General features: G+C 63.5%; 18 protein-coding genes. 3 read left to right on the top strand and 15 right to left on the bottom strand.

Going from position 1 to position 14105, the window contains the following annotated elements:
- Positions 1 to 86: 86 nt before the first annotated feature.
- The 7 genes from GII31_RS21000 to GII31_RS20970 form a co-directional block, all read right to left on the bottom strand.
- Positions 87 to 788 carry an NADH-quinone oxidoreductase subunit C gene (locus GII31_RS21000; protein ID WP_213245255.1) on the bottom strand — a complete coding sequence of 234 codons (702 nt, stop codon included), beginning with the start codon at positions 786 to 788 and terminating at the stop codon, positions 87 to 89.
- Between the two features lie 10 nt (positions 789 to 798).
- Entirely contained in the window at positions 799 to 1353 is a 555-nt protein-coding gene (locus GII31_RS20995; RefSeq protein WP_213245254.1) for a NuoB/complex I 20 kDa subunit family protein, read from the bottom strand.
- Between the two features lie 7 nt (positions 1354 to 1360).
- Positions 1361 to 1717, bottom strand: coding sequence for an NADH-quinone oxidoreductase subunit A (locus GII31_RS20990; protein ID WP_213245253.1), 357 nt, complete (start codon positions 1715 to 1717; stop codon positions 1361 to 1363).
- Positions 1718 to 1950: 233 nt separating this feature from the next.
- On the bottom strand, positions 1951 to 2385 hold the full coding sequence (locus tag GII31_RS20985; RefSeq protein WP_246221990.1) for a hypothetical protein: 435 nt from the start codon (positions 2383 to 2385) through the stop codon (positions 1951 to 1953).
- 60 nt (positions 2386 to 2445) lie between these two features.
- Complete coding sequence (locus GII31_RS20980; RefSeq protein ID WP_213245252.1) at positions 2446 to 3768, bottom strand: UDP-N-acetylmuramoyl-tripeptide--D-alanyl-D-alanine ligase; 1323 nt, start codon at positions 3766 to 3768, stop codon at positions 2446 to 2448.
- 36 nt (positions 3769 to 3804) lie between these two features.
- Positions 3805 to 4206, bottom strand: coding sequence for a type II toxin-antitoxin system VapC family toxin (locus GII31_RS20975; protein ID WP_213245251.1), 402 nt, complete (start codon positions 4204 to 4206; stop codon positions 3805 to 3807).
- Between the two features lie 18 nt (positions 4207 to 4224).
- Positions 4225 to 4506 (bottom strand): type II toxin-antitoxin system Phd/YefM family antitoxin, encoded by a 282-nt coding sequence (locus tag GII31_RS20970; RefSeq protein ID WP_213245250.1) that lies wholly within the window; start codon positions 4504 to 4506, stop codon positions 4225 to 4227.
- A 125-nt stretch (positions 4507 to 4631) separates the two neighbouring features.
- Between GII31_RS20970 and GII31_RS20965 the strand changes: the two genes are divergently transcribed.
- Positions 4632 to 5708: a D-alanine--D-alanine ligase family protein gene (locus GII31_RS20965; RefSeq protein ID WP_213245249.1), complete on the top strand. Its 1077-nt coding sequence runs from the start codon at positions 4632 to 4634 to the stop codon at positions 5706 to 5708.
- A gap of 39 nt (positions 5709 to 5747) precedes the next feature.
- Positions 5748 to 6401: a Uma2 family endonuclease gene (locus GII31_RS20960; RefSeq protein ID WP_213245248.1), complete on the top strand. Its 654-nt coding sequence runs from the start codon at positions 5748 to 5750 to the stop codon at positions 6399 to 6401.
- Here GII31_RS20960 and GII31_RS20955 read toward each other — a convergent pair.
- The 6 genes from GII31_RS20955 to GII31_RS20930 form a co-directional block, all read right to left on the bottom strand.
- Complete coding sequence (locus GII31_RS20955; RefSeq protein WP_213245247.1) at positions 6373 to 7602, bottom strand: McrC family protein; 1230 nt, start codon at positions 7600 to 7602, stop codon at positions 6373 to 6375. The two genes, GII31_RS20960 and GII31_RS20955, sit on opposite strands and share 29 nt — an antisense overlap.
- Positions 7574 to 8872, bottom strand: coding sequence for an McrB family protein (locus GII31_RS20950; RefSeq protein ID WP_260840172.1), 1299 nt, complete (start codon positions 8870 to 8872; stop codon positions 7574 to 7576). Before GII31_RS20950 ends, GII31_RS20955 begins: the two co-directional genes overlap by 29 nt.
- Positions 8873 to 9102: 230 nt before the next feature.
- Positions 9103 to 9651, bottom strand: coding sequence for a hypothetical protein (locus GII31_RS20945; RefSeq protein ID WP_213245245.1), 549 nt, complete (start codon positions 9649 to 9651; stop codon positions 9103 to 9105).
- Positions 9652 to 9690: 39 nt separating this feature from the next.
- Complete coding sequence (locus GII31_RS20940) at positions 9691 to 10182, bottom strand: hypothetical protein (RefSeq protein ID WP_213245244.1); 492 nt, start codon at positions 10180 to 10182, stop codon at positions 9691 to 9693.
- Positions 10183 to 10193: 11 nt separating this feature from the next.
- Positions 10194 to 10820, bottom strand: a complete 627-nt coding sequence (locus tag GII31_RS20935) for a hypothetical protein (protein WP_213245243.1) — start codon at positions 10818 to 10820, stop codon at positions 10194 to 10196.
- A 115-nt stretch (positions 10821 to 10935) separates the two neighbouring features.
- Complete coding sequence (locus tag GII31_RS20930; protein ID WP_213245242.1) at positions 10936 to 11583, bottom strand: hypothetical protein; 648 nt, start codon at positions 11581 to 11583, stop codon at positions 10936 to 10938.
- Between the two features lie 224 nt (positions 11584 to 11807).
- On the opposite strand from GII31_RS20930, the gene GII31_RS20925 reads away from it, so the two are divergent.
- The gene (locus tag GII31_RS20925; protein WP_246221988.1) at positions 11808 to 12830 is read left to right on the top strand and encodes a ParA family protein; all 1023 of its coding nucleotides are present in this window, start codon (positions 11808 to 11810) and stop codon (positions 12828 to 12830) included.
- 20 nt (positions 12831 to 12850) lie between these two features.
- Here GII31_RS20925 and GII31_RS20920 read toward each other — a convergent pair whose 3' ends face one another.
- Together GII31_RS20920 and GII31_RS20915 are read right to left on the bottom strand one after the other, a co-directional pair.
- On the bottom strand, positions 12851 to 13660 hold the full coding sequence (locus GII31_RS20920; RefSeq protein ID WP_213245241.1) for a hypothetical protein: 810 nt from the start codon (positions 13658 to 13660) through the stop codon (positions 12851 to 12853).
- The gene (locus tag GII31_RS20915; RefSeq protein ID WP_246221987.1) at positions 13657 to 14094 is read right to left on the bottom strand and encodes a hypothetical protein; all 438 of its coding nucleotides are present in this window, start codon (positions 14092 to 14094) and stop codon (positions 13657 to 13659) included. Before GII31_RS20915 ends, GII31_RS20920 begins: the two co-directional genes overlap by 4 nt.
- Between the last annotated feature and the right edge of the window lie 11 nt (positions 14095 to 14105).

Here is a 14105-nt window from a genome sequence, read left to right as displayed (position 1 = left end):
CTCGGGGCGCTCCTCGTCCCGTCGGCCGTCGTGGGCGGGCCGTGGGCCCCGCGTCCGGCCTTCGCCGACTCCCGAATCCAGTGTGGTCACGTGTACGACCTCCTTCGGTCGGGAGGCGCGATGCGGGCGCCCTTGTACTCCACCGGGACCCCGCCGAGAGGGTAGTCCTTGCGCTGTGGGTGGCCGTGCCAGTCGTCGGGCATCTCGATGCGGGTCAGCGCCCGATGGCCGTCGAAGACGATGCCGAAGAAGTCGTACGTCTCGCGCTCGTGCCAATCAGTGGTCGGATAGATCCGGGTGAGGGTGGGTATGTGCGGATCGTGATCGGGGACGGATACTTCCAGTCTGATCCGGCGGCCGTGGGTGATCGACGACAGCGGATAGCTCGCGTGCAGTTCGCGTTCGGCGTCGTCGGGGTAGTGCACCCCGTTCACGCCCAGGCACAGTTCGAACCGCAGCCGTGGATCGTCGCGCAACGTGTGCGCCACCACCTGCAGGAACCGGCGGCGGATGTGCAGGGTCATCTCGTCGCAGTGGATCACCACCTTCTCGACGGCGTCGGCGTAGACGATTCCGCGTCCGTGCAGGGCGTCGTCGAGGGTGTCGGCGATGTGGTCGAAGTAGCCGCCGTACGGCCGGGGTGAGTCGCCGGCGAGGGTGACCGGACGCACCAGTCCGCCATAGCCGGAGGTGTCGCCCGAGCCTGTCGCGCCGAACAGTCCTCGGCGCACGGCGATCACCTCGCGGTCGGCCGGAACCCGGCCGTTGAGACCGTCGGATTCGGTCATCGTGGCCCCTTCATCGCAGCAGTCCGGTGAACTCGATGGTCGGTGTGGATTGGAGTGCGGCCTGTTCGGCGGCCCAGATGGCCTTCTCGCGGTCCACGCCGAGCGGCATCTCCTGGATCTGCTGGTGCAGGGTGAGGATCGCGTTGAGCAGCATCTCGGGCCGGGGCGGGCACCCGGGGAGGTAGATGTCGACCGGCACCACGTGGTCGACGCCCTGAAGGATCGCGTAGTTGTTGAACATTCCACCCGAGGATGCGCAGACGCCCATCGCCAGAACCCATTTCGGTTCGGCCATCTGGTCGTAGATCTGCCGCAGCACCGGCGCCATCTTCTGGCTGACCCGGCCCGCGACGATCATCAGGTCGGCCTGCCGGGGCGAGGCGCGAAACGCCTCCATCCCGAACCGTGCCAGGTCGTAGCGGCCCGAGGTGGTGGCCATCATCTCGATCGCGCAGCAGGCCAGCCCGAAGGTCGCGGGCCACAGGGAACCCTTGCGCATGAATCCGGCAAGCCCTTCGACAGTGCTCAGCAGCAGGCCGCCGGGGAGATTTTCTTCCAGTCCCATCGTCGTGTCACTCCCAGCTCAGGCCGCCGCGCCGCCACTCGTAGGCGTAGGCGACGGATACGTTGACGATGAACAATCCGACGGCCAGCAGACCGAACCAGGCGAGTTGGTCGGCGGCGACGGCCCACGGGTAGAGGAAGACGATCTCGATGTCGAAAATGATGAACAGCATTGCGGTCAGATAGAACTTGATCGGTATGCGCTGCTGGGTCCGGCTGATCGACGGTTCGATTCCGCACTCGTAGGGTTCGAGTTTTGCACGGTTGTACCGGCGCGGACCGACGAACATCGCGATACCCACGGATACCACGGCGAACACGGCAGCGATGGCCGCGAGCACCAGAATCGGTACATAAGCGTTCATGAAACGCGCCTCCAGATCTGCGACGGGACTCGCACGGAGTTGGCGTCGTAGCTCCAGGGCTGTGAGCTACACCACAAACCCTACAAGGCTCCGGGCGCGTGGTGGGGACGTTCGCGGTTTCTCGGGGTTGTGGCGATCCGGGTACGGTCCGGAGGTCGTTCGGGTAACGAAGTACCCCGGGTGACCGACTCACGCCACGCTCCGTCACCGGCACCTGGCGGGGCGGTCCGGGATCAGGACGGTGCGGTGATCCCGGCGGTGCGCAGCATCTGCGTGAACGCCGCGGATAGGGCGAGCGGATCGACGGGCAGCACCGCCGTCGCCTCCGTCCGCGACCAATCGGCCAGCCAGCGGTCGTCGGCACGGCCCAGCAGCACCAGGGTGGGCGGTGCCGGGTCGTATTCGTCCTTCATCTGCTTGGCGATGCCCAGGCCGCCGACGGGCGAGGCCTCGCCGTCGAGGACGGCCACATCCACCGAGCCCGAGTCCAGTTGCGCGAACAGCATCGGCGCGGTGGACACCTCGTAGTACGACAGTTCGGGACCGCCGGTGACATTTCCCGTCGCTGCGCTCGCCCCGGTATCGAGGTGGGTGCCCAGCGCGCCGATCACCTGTGCCCGGGTATCGGAGTCGCTCGAATAGACCAGCACGCGAAGAACATTCGTCACCGTCCCGATGCTACGCCGTGGCCTGCGCGAGCGAGGGACGTTTGACGACGAGCTCGCGACCTAGCCGACCAGCCTGTTCGCGACCCGCTCCAGCGCGGCCGCCCGACTGGCCTTGACCAGCACCGCATCGCCGTCGGCGAGGTCGGCGAGAGCCGCGACGGCCGCGTCGACACCGGCGACATGCCGGGCGCCGTCACCGTAGGCGGGTGCGTCCACGGCGATCACCTCCACACCCAGCTCAATCGCGGTGCGGGTGATGCCGGCATGTGCGGCATCCGAGTCGTCGCCGAGTTCGGCCATCGCGCCGAGAACGGCGACCCGGCGGCCGGCCCGGAGCGTGGCCAGCGAGTTCAGCGCGGCGGTCATCGACGTCGGATTCGCGTTGTAGGCGTCGTTGATGACGATCACCCCGCTCGGGGTGGTGGTCAGTTCCATCCGCAGCCCCGACAGTGCGGCGATCCGCAGCCCCAGCGCGATCTGCTCGACGGGAACGCCCACACCACCACCGGCAGCGGCGGCGGCCAGCGCGTTGGGAACCTGGTGTGCGCCGCGCGCACCGAGTCGGACGTCCGCCTCACCCCACGGGGTGTGCAGCCGGAACGACGCGCGCAGTTCGGAATCCAGGGAGACGCCGGAGGCGTGCACGTCGGCGGTGGGGGCAAGGCCGTACGTCAGGACCGGCGCGGACGTACGTGCCGCCATCGCGGCCACCACCGGATCGTCGGCGTTGAGGACGGCCACCCCGTCGTCGGGCAGGGCCTCGATCAGCTCACCCTTCGCCTGCGCGACGGCCTCCAGCGAGCCGAACATCTCCAGATGCACCGCTTCGACGCGGGTGATGACCCCGACCGTGGGGCGGCCGATGCCGCACAGCAGCTCGATGTGGCCGATGCCGCGCGCACCCATCTCCAGCACCACCGCCTCGGTGCTGTCGGGGGCGTTCACCAGGGTCATCGGCAGGCCCAGTTCGTTGTTGAACGACTTCTCGCTCGCCGCCGTCGGGTAGGTGGTGGCCAGCACCCCGGCCAGCAGATCCTTGGTGGAGGTCTTGCCGACCGAGCCGGTCACCCCGACGACGCGGGCGGGCAGCCGGGTACGGGCCGCACGGCCCAGGTCGGCCAGGGCCAGAGCGGTGTCGGCCACCCGCACGACGGTCGCACCCGGCACATCGGTCGTCGGATCGGACGAGAGATACACCGTCGCCCCGGCCTCGACGGCCTTACCGATGAAGGCGTGACCGTCGCGTTCGGCGACGATCGGCACGAACAACTGCCCCGGCCCGACGATCCGCGAGTCGATGTTGACCCCGTCGATCACGGCGTCGGCGTCGCCGACCACCTCACCATCGGTTGCCTGGGCGATCTGTGCTGCCGAAAAACGCATGCTGAACAATCTACTGGGCGGGTGGGCGCGTCCCGCTCATGGACCGACGCGCATCCCGGCGAGCCGGGCCGCCCGAAGCAACTCGGAGTCGAAGGACACCATGACGTCCGCGCGTAGCCGGATTGCCACAGCCAGGTGAAGGGCGTCGAGTGCACGGAGCCGACCGGGCACGAGTGGGGCGTTCGCGAAGTCTTCCCGTTCGACGGGAATGATGTCGATCGTCGTCAGCAGCTCGTCCGCTCCGGCGAGATCGATTTCCGGCTGTCGATTCGCTTGGCACAGAATCTCGGTTCTCAGCAGGGTCGACGACAGGAGCGTGTCATCGCCGTCCACGTGATCGAGATAGTCGGTGATCCGTGCGGACAGACCAGCGGATTCGGGTGAGTCATCGGCCACCAGGAGCCTGATCAGTGCCGAGGTGTCGATGTAGATGATCATCGGCGACGACCCGCCGCGTCACTCATCGAACATGAGGTCGCGCTGCCCGCGCATCTCGTTCAGCACGTCGCCTGGATCGCGGTCGGCGAGTGCGGGCTTGAACCTGGAGAAATTGCGTTCCTGCGTACCGCGTTGCACCTTCCCCTCGGCGAGGAGTCGCTCGTACGGCGTCAGCGATGGCGGTGACAGGACCGCGACGACCACCCCGTGGTTGGTGATCTCGAAACTTTCCCCGTTGCGAACCGCTTCGAGGATCTTTGACGAGTTATTGCGGAGTTCTCGATGTGCGATGGTGCGCATGGTTCCTCCCCAGGTGGATAGCAAATGTGTGTAGCAATCGTAGCGCTCGCCCGGCTTGTCGTGGTCGCACCGCGCGTGTGGGAGGCATCCGTGTGGGTGACACCGCACCCACTAGGCTGAACGTCATGGCCTCGCCCCTCCTGCGTCTTGTCGTCCTGTTCGGCGGAGTATCGGCAGAACACGATGTGTCCCGGGTTACCGCAGCCCACGTCCTGGCCGCCGCGGACCGTACGAAGTACGAACTCGTACCCGTCGGCATCGGCAAGGACGGCTCCTGGATACGCAACGACGATGCGATCGCCGCCCTCGCCGACGGCACGTCGCTGCCGAACGCGCTGGAGGTGACCGGCACCGTCGTCGAGCCGCTGACCGTGCTGCGGGGTGACGCGCGCGGTGCGATCACCGTGGTGCTGCCGCTGCTGCACGGCCCGCACGGCGAGGACGGCACCATTCAGGGGATGCTCGAGCTGTTCAAGCTGCCGTATGTCGGTTCGGGTGTGCTCGCCTCGGCGGTGTGCATGGACAAGGCGATGGCCAAGCGGGTCACCGAGCAGGCCGGTATCCCGCAATGCCGATGGATCGAGTTCCGCGACGGCATCGACGACTCCCGCGAGATCGTCGGCCGGGCCGTCGAGACCCTCGGCCTGCCGGTGTTCGTCAAACCTGCCAACCTCGGCTCGTCGGTGGGAATCACCAAGGCACACAACGAGTCCGAACTCGACAAGGCCATTGATGTCGCGCTGCGCTACGACGACACCCTCGTCATCGAGGAGGCGGTGACCGCCCGCGAGATCGAGGTGGCGGTTCTGGGCAATACCGCCCCCGAAACGTCGGTGCCCGGCGAGATCCTGCCCGGCGGCGAGTTCTACGACTACGACGACAAGTACGTCACCGGTGCGGCCAAGCTCGCGATCCCCGCCGACCTGCCCGCCGCCGCGATCGCCGAGGTCCGCGACCTGGCCGTCGACGCCTTCCTCGCGCTACGGTGCGCCGGCCTGGCCCGCGTCGACTTCTTCTACGAGGAGAACGGTCGCGGCTGGTTGCTCAACGAGATCAACACCATCCCCGGCTTCACTCCCGGCTCGATGTACCCGAAACTGTGGGACGCCGTGGGTCTGGGCTATGCCGACCTCATCGACCGGCTGGTGGTGCTGGCCATCGAGAATCACCGCCGCCGCGTCGGCTTCTCCACCGAACACTGACCCACCGCGCCCGATCGTCGGGACGGATACAGTTGATCCATGTCCGTTCCGTACGGTGAGCGCCCGGATCTCCCCGAGTACATGACGTGGGAGGAACTCCGGGAACTGCCCGAGGAGATCGCCGAGCAGGTCGAACTGTGGGATGGCCGGGTCGTGTGGATGCGGCGCGGCCCGGCAGAACACCAGACTTTCACCAACCGGATCTGGGCGGCGTTGGAGCGGTGCGTTCGCGCCGACCGGTCCGACAACCCCGAGCGCTGCCTGCGCGTCACCACCGAAACCAACGTGTTCCTGAGCGCCGACGGCAAGAACGACTTCCTCACCCCGGATTTCCTCGTCCACCGCTGCCTCGACAAGCCCTATCAGGACCTGCGCGCCGCTGACGTCGTCCTGGTCGGTGAAGTCCTGTCCCCGGGAAACTCCCCGACCGACGTGGAAGCCAAAAGGATGCGGTACGCATCGGCGGGTATCCCCTGGTACTGGGAGGCGGCACTGGATCGTTCGGCGAGTGCCATCGCCTCGATCCGTGCGTACGGCCTGGAATCGACGCCCGGCCCGCTGCCCGACGGGGTTCGTCCGCTGCGCCAGGCCAACTACCTTCTCGTCGGTGAGTGGACTCCGGCCGATGGTGCCGGCATCGGCATCAGGGCCCCGTTCCCGATCGTCATCGACTGGGCGGACCTGGCGTACTGATATCCGGCGCCGGGGCGCCGGTCGCCAGGATGAAGCGGGCCAACTCGTTGATGCGGTCGAGCAAGTGCTGCGGCGGTAGTGACAGGTCGATAGCGTGGCAGTGAATCACGACTCCTGAGCGCCGGACAACGTGCGACGTTGGTGTCTCGTTCCCCTTCGCATAGACGAGGTGGCCGTCGGTGAGTCCGAGAGCTGTGCAGTACGCCAGCATCTGGTAGAGGTCGGCGTCGGGGAAACCGTCGGGTTTCTCGGCTTTGTACTTCGCGTCGACGACGGCAACCGCGTTGTCGGTGCCGTCGACGCACAGCAGGTCGGGCCGCATCGTCACCCGGTCGGCGTCGTCGAGGTAGACACGCTGCTGGGTCAGCGACCGGTTACCTCGCCTCGTCAATGTCTCGCTGAGCGCGGTACAGATGAAGTCTTCGAAGATTCGCCACATATCGAAGACGTAGCCACTGACCGCGAGGTCACCCGCGTGGTGTTCGAACGATTGGGCGGCAAGGATCACTTCGGCGAGGCGGAGCGCGTTGACGTAGCGGGCGTTGAGCCGGGTAGGACGCCACGCGGGTGCGGTCGTACCCCGAGAAGGGTTCGTGACCTCGGCCAACGCGAGGTGTAATCGCTGAAGCCGGCGTCGCGCGGTGGTGGTGACACCGGCAACGCGGAGCATACGTAGCGTGGCGGCCAGCAGGATCTGATTCTCCGCGATGTCGGTGGTGAACTCGTCGTATTCGACGGCGAGCGGCACCGCGAAACCGTAGTGACGGGTCATCTGCTCACCGGCGAGGACCCGGCCGCGCAGTACGGGCAGGCTGTCGGTGACGGTTCGGTAGCCCTGGAGCAACCCCTGAGCGGTCGCGTGGGTGGCGAGTCGGGAGAATGCTTCGGCGAGAGCGGGGAACAGTTCGTCGTCGGTGGTCAGGTGCACGGGGTCGTCGTGCCAGATGCCGGGCTTCTTCGCGTAGCCGAGGAGGAAGATCAGCCGGTTGAGGTCGGCGATCTTCGGTCTGACTACGATCTGCAGGTCCCCGGCGGCCAGCGCGCCGACCTTGTTGGCGGCGGCGCCGATCGTGAACACGCCCTCGATGAGGGTGGGGGTGACCTCGACCAGTGGTGATCCACGGAGCGCGGCGTACTCGTCGCCGGTGAGCTGCCGTTCGGCATACCCGCCTTCAGTCAGCGTCAGCGCTGGCCGGGGCATCGCCGAAGGCTTCTGATCGGGCGTCGACATGGTCGGCTACTCGCTTGCGGATGATGTCCAGTCCGTAACGCTTTTCCACGTTGATGCCGTCGCCGTAGTGGTGCTCTTCGAGGAGTGGCAGGATCGATGTGCGCCAAATCCGCTGTAGCCCTTGATCGGTGAAAGCTGACTCGCGCATGAAGTACGACGGACCGATCTTGAAATCGTCGTCTTCGATCCGGGCGTTCAATTCGTCGAGGAGATCAGCGACATCGGTGGGCCGATTGGTCGCGGTGAGCCAACTGCGCAGGACGCCGTTGGCCGGTTCCTGGGAAGGGTGCAATGCGACGAAGGAGAATCGTCGGCGCATTGCCGCGTCGACCAGCGCGATGGACCGGTCGGCTGTGTTCATGGTGCCGATGATGACGATATTGCGCGGCAACGCGAACGGGGTTTCGCTGTACATGAGGTCGATGCGCTCGTCGCGGTACTCAAGCAGGAAGTACAGCTCGCCGAAGATTTTCGCGAGGTTGCCGCGATTGATTTCATCGATGATGAGCACGAACGGCGCTTGAGGGCTCGCGATCGCCTCGTCGACGAGCCTCCGGAGCGGTCCTTTCCTCAGGTCGAATCCGACGTGGCCCCCGGTCTGCTGACCGGGCCGGTATCCCTCGAAGAAGTCCTCATACGAGTAGGCGGGATGGAACTGCACGATCTTGACTCTGTCTGGACCGGCGAGATGTCGGGCCAATGTCTTTGCTATGTAGGTCTTTCCGGTTCCGGGCGGGCCGTAGAAGATGAGCTGGGGACGGTCCCGGAGCAGGTCGATACATTCCTGCAGCCAGTCCTGGCCGACGTTCAGGTGTTCGGCGAGGGACTCGTCGGCGTCGGGAATGTGCAGCGACGAGTGCGATGGCCCTGGTCGCGGCAGGTCGATGAGGGTACGAATGGTGTCGACCTGACCGGTGAGGTCGAGGACCTCGCCCGTCTCGTTGAGTCGGGTGGACAGCTCGGGGGGTAGTTGGGCGGTGGAGATGGATTTCTCATGCCAGTGAACGGGCCGCCGCAGTTTGGATCGGCCTGCGCTGTCGCGGGCGTACACGGCGTCGCCGGTGACCGTGCCGAAGTAGACTCGGCCTTGGCTCACTGTTACTATCAGATCGCCGCGGCTCATTCGGGCGAGGAATGAATAGAACTCGTCGGCCTTCTCTTTGCGCACGGTGTAGTTGAATGACGAATAGCTTTCTTCAACAACCGATTTCAGATCCTCCAAGCTGATATCCGAGTCCACGCTCGGAAGGAACTTCGCGGCGAGCGATACCGAGGATTTCTTCCGCCAGATCGGCACCATGTCGGTGCCGCCGACGTTGGAACCATAGACACGCCATGCGCGTGCAACGTCCGGGCTTGGTGCGTACTGGGGCTTCGATCGGCGACCGATGTTCTCGACGGCCGGTGCTGCGGACCGGTTCAGGGAAGGGTCTGGTTTGTCTGCATTGCCGGACAAGGTGGTTCGGCTCCTTACCTGGGGCGATAGGTTGTGGTCGTTCGGTCGCGCAGCGCGGACCATGCGATACGAATGTGCTCCTCGGTGTACATGCGGGGATCATGGGTCGTCCATTCACCGATTGCCCGGACCGTGATAGCGAGGTCATTCGCGGCCTCAGGGACGTGTCGTACCATCCACTGCACGGTTGCCAGCAACTGTAAGGCGTACGCGGATTCGAACCCATCGATGACTTCGGAGACGCGCGCGACGCGCAGACGTGAACCCGGGTGATGTGCGACGACCTCGTGTGCTTGACGCTCGACGTCGACGGGCACACCAGTCCAACTGGCGTAGGCCGTGGCGGGGCAATTGGTCGCAAAATGCTCGGTAACCTCACTGAACAGGACATCGACACCCGCGGAGACCGGGCCGTTCCTGTTCAGCGTGTACTGAAGTTCAAGGGGTTCGCCGAGTACGTGGAGGAAGTACATGAGGTACTGCGCCTCGTCTCGTGACGCGTCGAGGGCGAACGGTACGTACTCGGTGATGAGGGTGATCAATGCGGCATGGCCCAGCGACATCGTGGGCGAGTCGGTTGGCACGGGCGACACCGATCTTCGCTACTCGTGGTTGGTCGATGCGTCGGTTGAACCTGAATCGTCCCGTTGGGGCTGACGCAGGTAGTCGAGCACTACAGGTGGAATTCCCATGTCGGCTGTCAGGGCGGTGAAGAATTGGCGGACGTACGGGTAGATGATGAAGTACACCGCCGTTTCGAACCATTCCGCGATTGCCGGAGCGGTGGTTTCCAGGTCATCTGTGCATTCGAAAGTTGCTAGGTGGACGACGCGGATCGTTGTCTGTGCTGTGGAGTCGTCGTCGCCGATGGTGAGGGTGTGTTCGATCCGCACCAGGAGGTGGTCATCGTTGCCGGCGAGCGCGTACTGGGGAATGCCGCGACCAAGCGAGTAGCCAGAACTGGTAAATGCGCTCGTCCGTACGGGCCCGGCCTCGACCTCATCGACACGAATCTGGGCTGGTGAGGTCGCCGCGATGATCAGATTGACCGCTTCTGGCGACGGTTCGTCGGTGTCGCCGGAGATCGTGATCATCAGGCTGATTCCTAGCGAACTGGTATGGGTTGGAAGTTGGGAGTTGCGCCGAAACGACTGGCGGCGGCAACAGAACGTTCAAGCGCGGACAACGCGAAGTCTCGATTCATGACGTGACCAGGGGTGCGGCTCGGGTACTGAATCTGGTGCCATTCGATGGTTGTGTGGTCGGGATTGCGCATCAGGCTGTTCTCGATCTGGGTGAGGACCTGCACAGTGGGCAACGGGTCGTCGACTTCCAGCCCCCGTGCTTCCTTCAGCCATTGCGCGACTTCGGTCCACGCCCACACCGGCATGGAGGCTGTCTGGAGGTAGTCGAACGGTTGGGGGAACCCCTCGGCCTGGCTCCACTTGCGTGCGCCCTCGCGGCTCACGCCCGCGCGGTGCGCGATATCGGTGGTGCCCACCAGATCGCGGTCGACACCGTGTACGCGAAGCTGCGGCAGGTCGGCCTGCATCGCGCGGACGAGCTCGACAACGGCTGAAACCGGGTCCGCGTCGGACACTGACATCATGAGCACGCAGGGCTGCTCGCCTGCGAGGAAGGTATCGGGGTACTTCTCGCCGAGTACCTGGAACGTCGCGTCGTCGTCAAAGTCGAGACCGGAGATTCGCACTCCTACGGGCAAGGTTGCCATATCGAACGCGCCTCCTCTCGGTAGGCAAATAGTCTGCGGTTGGCAGTTGCCAACCACGGTACCGAACCCGCGGCGACTTGGTAAGACTTGGGGCGACTTTGGCAGATGGCAGCGCCTATAGGCATTCCAGGCGTGCTCTGAGGCTCGTGACGCGGGCAACCGCCGCATCATGTCGTTCGGTTCCTGCCTGGTGGCGAGGGTTCCTGGCAGGGAGATCGCGCAGTTCAGTACGGACCGTACGGAGGCCGAAACTCGCCTTCTCGACGAACTCCTCGGGTGTCCACCCGTCCTCTTGGTCCTCGACGAGGAGGTCTCGATCGGCCGCGAGTTGCTGCTCGGCGGTGGCGGCGGCCTCGAACTCAGCCTCCAAGTCTGTCAGCTCCCGATCGACCTGATCGAGTTGACCGTCGGCTTCGGCGAGTAGTTCCAGGGCGTGGTTTGCAGCGTCCTGCCGTTTCAGCTCCGTTTCGGCCGCGACCAGGAGCCTCTCTGCCTGCCCAAGCAGGCGCTCAACTCTGTCGAAAGGCGTCTCGTCGGCGACGTGCGGGCACTGCTTGATCTTGCGACGTGCGTTGCGGGCCCAGCTCTCGACACCCTTCGGTGTCGAGTAGAACCTGAGGCGACAACCGGGATCGCTCTCGGGGCAGTTCAGGACCAACCCGCCATGGTTGCTCGCTTTGACCGGGGCCGGCCAGCCGAGTTCTTTCGCGAGGTGAAGCGTCTCCCGGCACTCCTTGTGGGGGTGGTGCCACGGATCACTCATTCGAACTTGCTCCGAAGGGCTTGCATCGTCGGTGGTCCGGACGGCGCCGCTGATGACGTCTAGCGAGGTTCTGCACAGGTACTCCTGCCGGTCTAGTTCCGCTAAGGAGAACGTATAACGAGGACACCTTGATGTCTACGTTGTACGTGATACCGTCCATTGTGGACGCTATGCCGTCCACCTCCGCCGGGCGGTGGTGGTAACAACGACCTAGGAGCTGGCCGATGCTGACGTACGGTTACTGGAACAATAAGGGTGGAACTGGGAAGACGAGCCTGTGCTTCCAGTCTGTCTGCTTTTATGCGCACGCGAACCCGGACAAGCGGATACTGGTTGTGGATGTTTGCCCTCAAGCGAATCTATCTGAACTGCTACTCGGAGGTCTGGATAATGGTGGGAGCGATAAACTTCTCGGTATTCAGGGGTTGGTTCCGAGAGCTACTATTGGTGGCTACTTCCAGCAAAGGCTGCCTGCGCCATTCACAATGCCGTCGGCAGTGCGATTTGACGACTATATAACAACGCCGGCGACGATTAATGCTGATATCCCGACAAATGTGGACCTCATCTGCGGGGATCCGCTTCTGGAACTACAGTCGAATGCCATATCGACCCTCGCTAATACAAACATTCCTGGAACGAACGCTTGGCTTGCGGTGATCGATTGGCTCAAGGATCTCTTGGAGTTATCGTCAAATAGGTACGATGTCGCGTTCATTGACTGCAATCCGAGCTTCTCGATCTATACGCAAATCGCTCTGTCTGTGGTTGATCGTTTAGTACTGCCGGTAATGGCGGATGACTCTTCGCGAAGGGCGATTCAGAACGCCTTCTCGCTTGTCTATGGGCTTAAGTTGCCATCCGAGATCTACTCGCAATATGCATTCGCAACCAGGCTACGAGATGCGAACCGATCGCTTCCGAAGGTGCATTTGATTGCAAAGAATCGAATCACTCAGTACATTACGGATGCGTCCGCCTACGCGGCGGTGCTGCGATCAATCGACGCTGACGTTGATGGCCTCCTTAGGTCAAATCCTGAGATGTTTACATTCTCCGACCTAGAGGATGGATTTGTGAGCATTCGAGACTTTCAGACGACGGGAGTGGTTGCCTTCGCCAAGGGGATTCCGCTCTATGCACTGAAGCCTGGAAAGCGTCAAGTTATGGGGCGTCGAGTGGTAATAGATGCGGAATACAAGGCAAATATGGTCCATGCTATGAATGGCCTGGTAGCGATGCTCTGACGTCCGATTGCGTATGTGGGTTACACGGACCTCTGCTCGGGCAGGTCAGACATTCGATCGTAGACCTCGAGGATCAGACGTTTGGTGTGGTACTCGCCGTGTTCGGCCTCGTCCTTGCGTTTGACGATGGGGAAGGTGTCCATGATGTAGTCGACATCGTCGCGTTCGATGCCGTAGAGACGGAAGAAGGCGGCGTCGAGTTCGGCGCGTATGTAGGAGCGCCGATCCTCATCCCACACGAATACCTCGCCGCTCTCGTTGAGCGACTCTCCGAAATCCTGCATGTCGTGAGCGGTGTAGGTGAGCTCCAGAACTCGTTGGTCAATCCAGTCGGCGATTGTTTTGTCGCCGGTCCACGTGAATGGCATCGCCAGCTGTTGGGGAGTGGGCACTGGCAACTGCCTGACAATGTAGAACAGCATATTCAGTCCGGAGATCTTCTGGCGGGAAACGAAGTCGAACACGAAAGAGTTGAAGCACGCCAAGAGGCAACTGGGTTTTGTGTCTGCGTGTGCGAGAAAGACTGAGTCTCCGGCAGCGGACCACGGCAAAGCGCTAGAGATAAACGTTCGATGATTCGTCGCACTCGTAATCCTAAGGAATGCGAGGAGCCATTCGTCCTCCCGTTCGGGCATGTCCTCTTCGGCGACCCAGTAGTACGGCAATGCCACACGTGTCACGTCTTGGTGCTCGAATGTGGTCAGATACCGAGGTTGGTTCTGCCGTTTGGTTGCCGTCTCGCTCTTCACGACGTCTGCCGCTCGGTGGTCATACGCGGCGATCATCTTCGCCTCGTACAGCGGCAGCATGGTTTCGATCTCTGCGGTCATGTGGTCGCCTCCAACTGGGCGTCGTCGATTCCGGTCGAGGAACGGTAGGGGATGCCGGTGGCCTCGGCTTCGGCCATGGCGTCGTAGGCTTCGAGGATCAGGCGTTTGGTGCGATACTCGCCGTGTTGGGCCTCGTCCTTGCGTTTGACGATGGGGAAGGTATCCATGATGTAGTCGACGTCGTCGCGTTCGATTCCGTAGAGGTGGAAGAAGGCGGCGTCGAGTTCGGCGCGGAGTAATCGCCGTGATCGCGCTTGTCGGGTGATGCGTCGACTCTGATCGTTGGCCCAATGGCCAAGGCTGCGGTTACTCCACTCCGGAACCTTATTAAGTTCGGACGGGCTCGGGATCGGAAGTTGAGATACCGTGCCGAATGTCATATTTGCGCCCCCAAGCTTTTGTCTGGCAGCAAAGTCAAGCGCGAACGCACTCATCAGAACCGTCA

Source organism: Gordonia pseudamarae, from assembly GCF_025273675.1.
GTDB lineage: Bacteria > Actinomycetota > Actinomycetes > Mycobacteriales > Mycobacteriaceae > Gordonia > Gordonia pseudamarae.
This window is presented reverse-complemented; position numbering and strand designations above follow the sequence as displayed.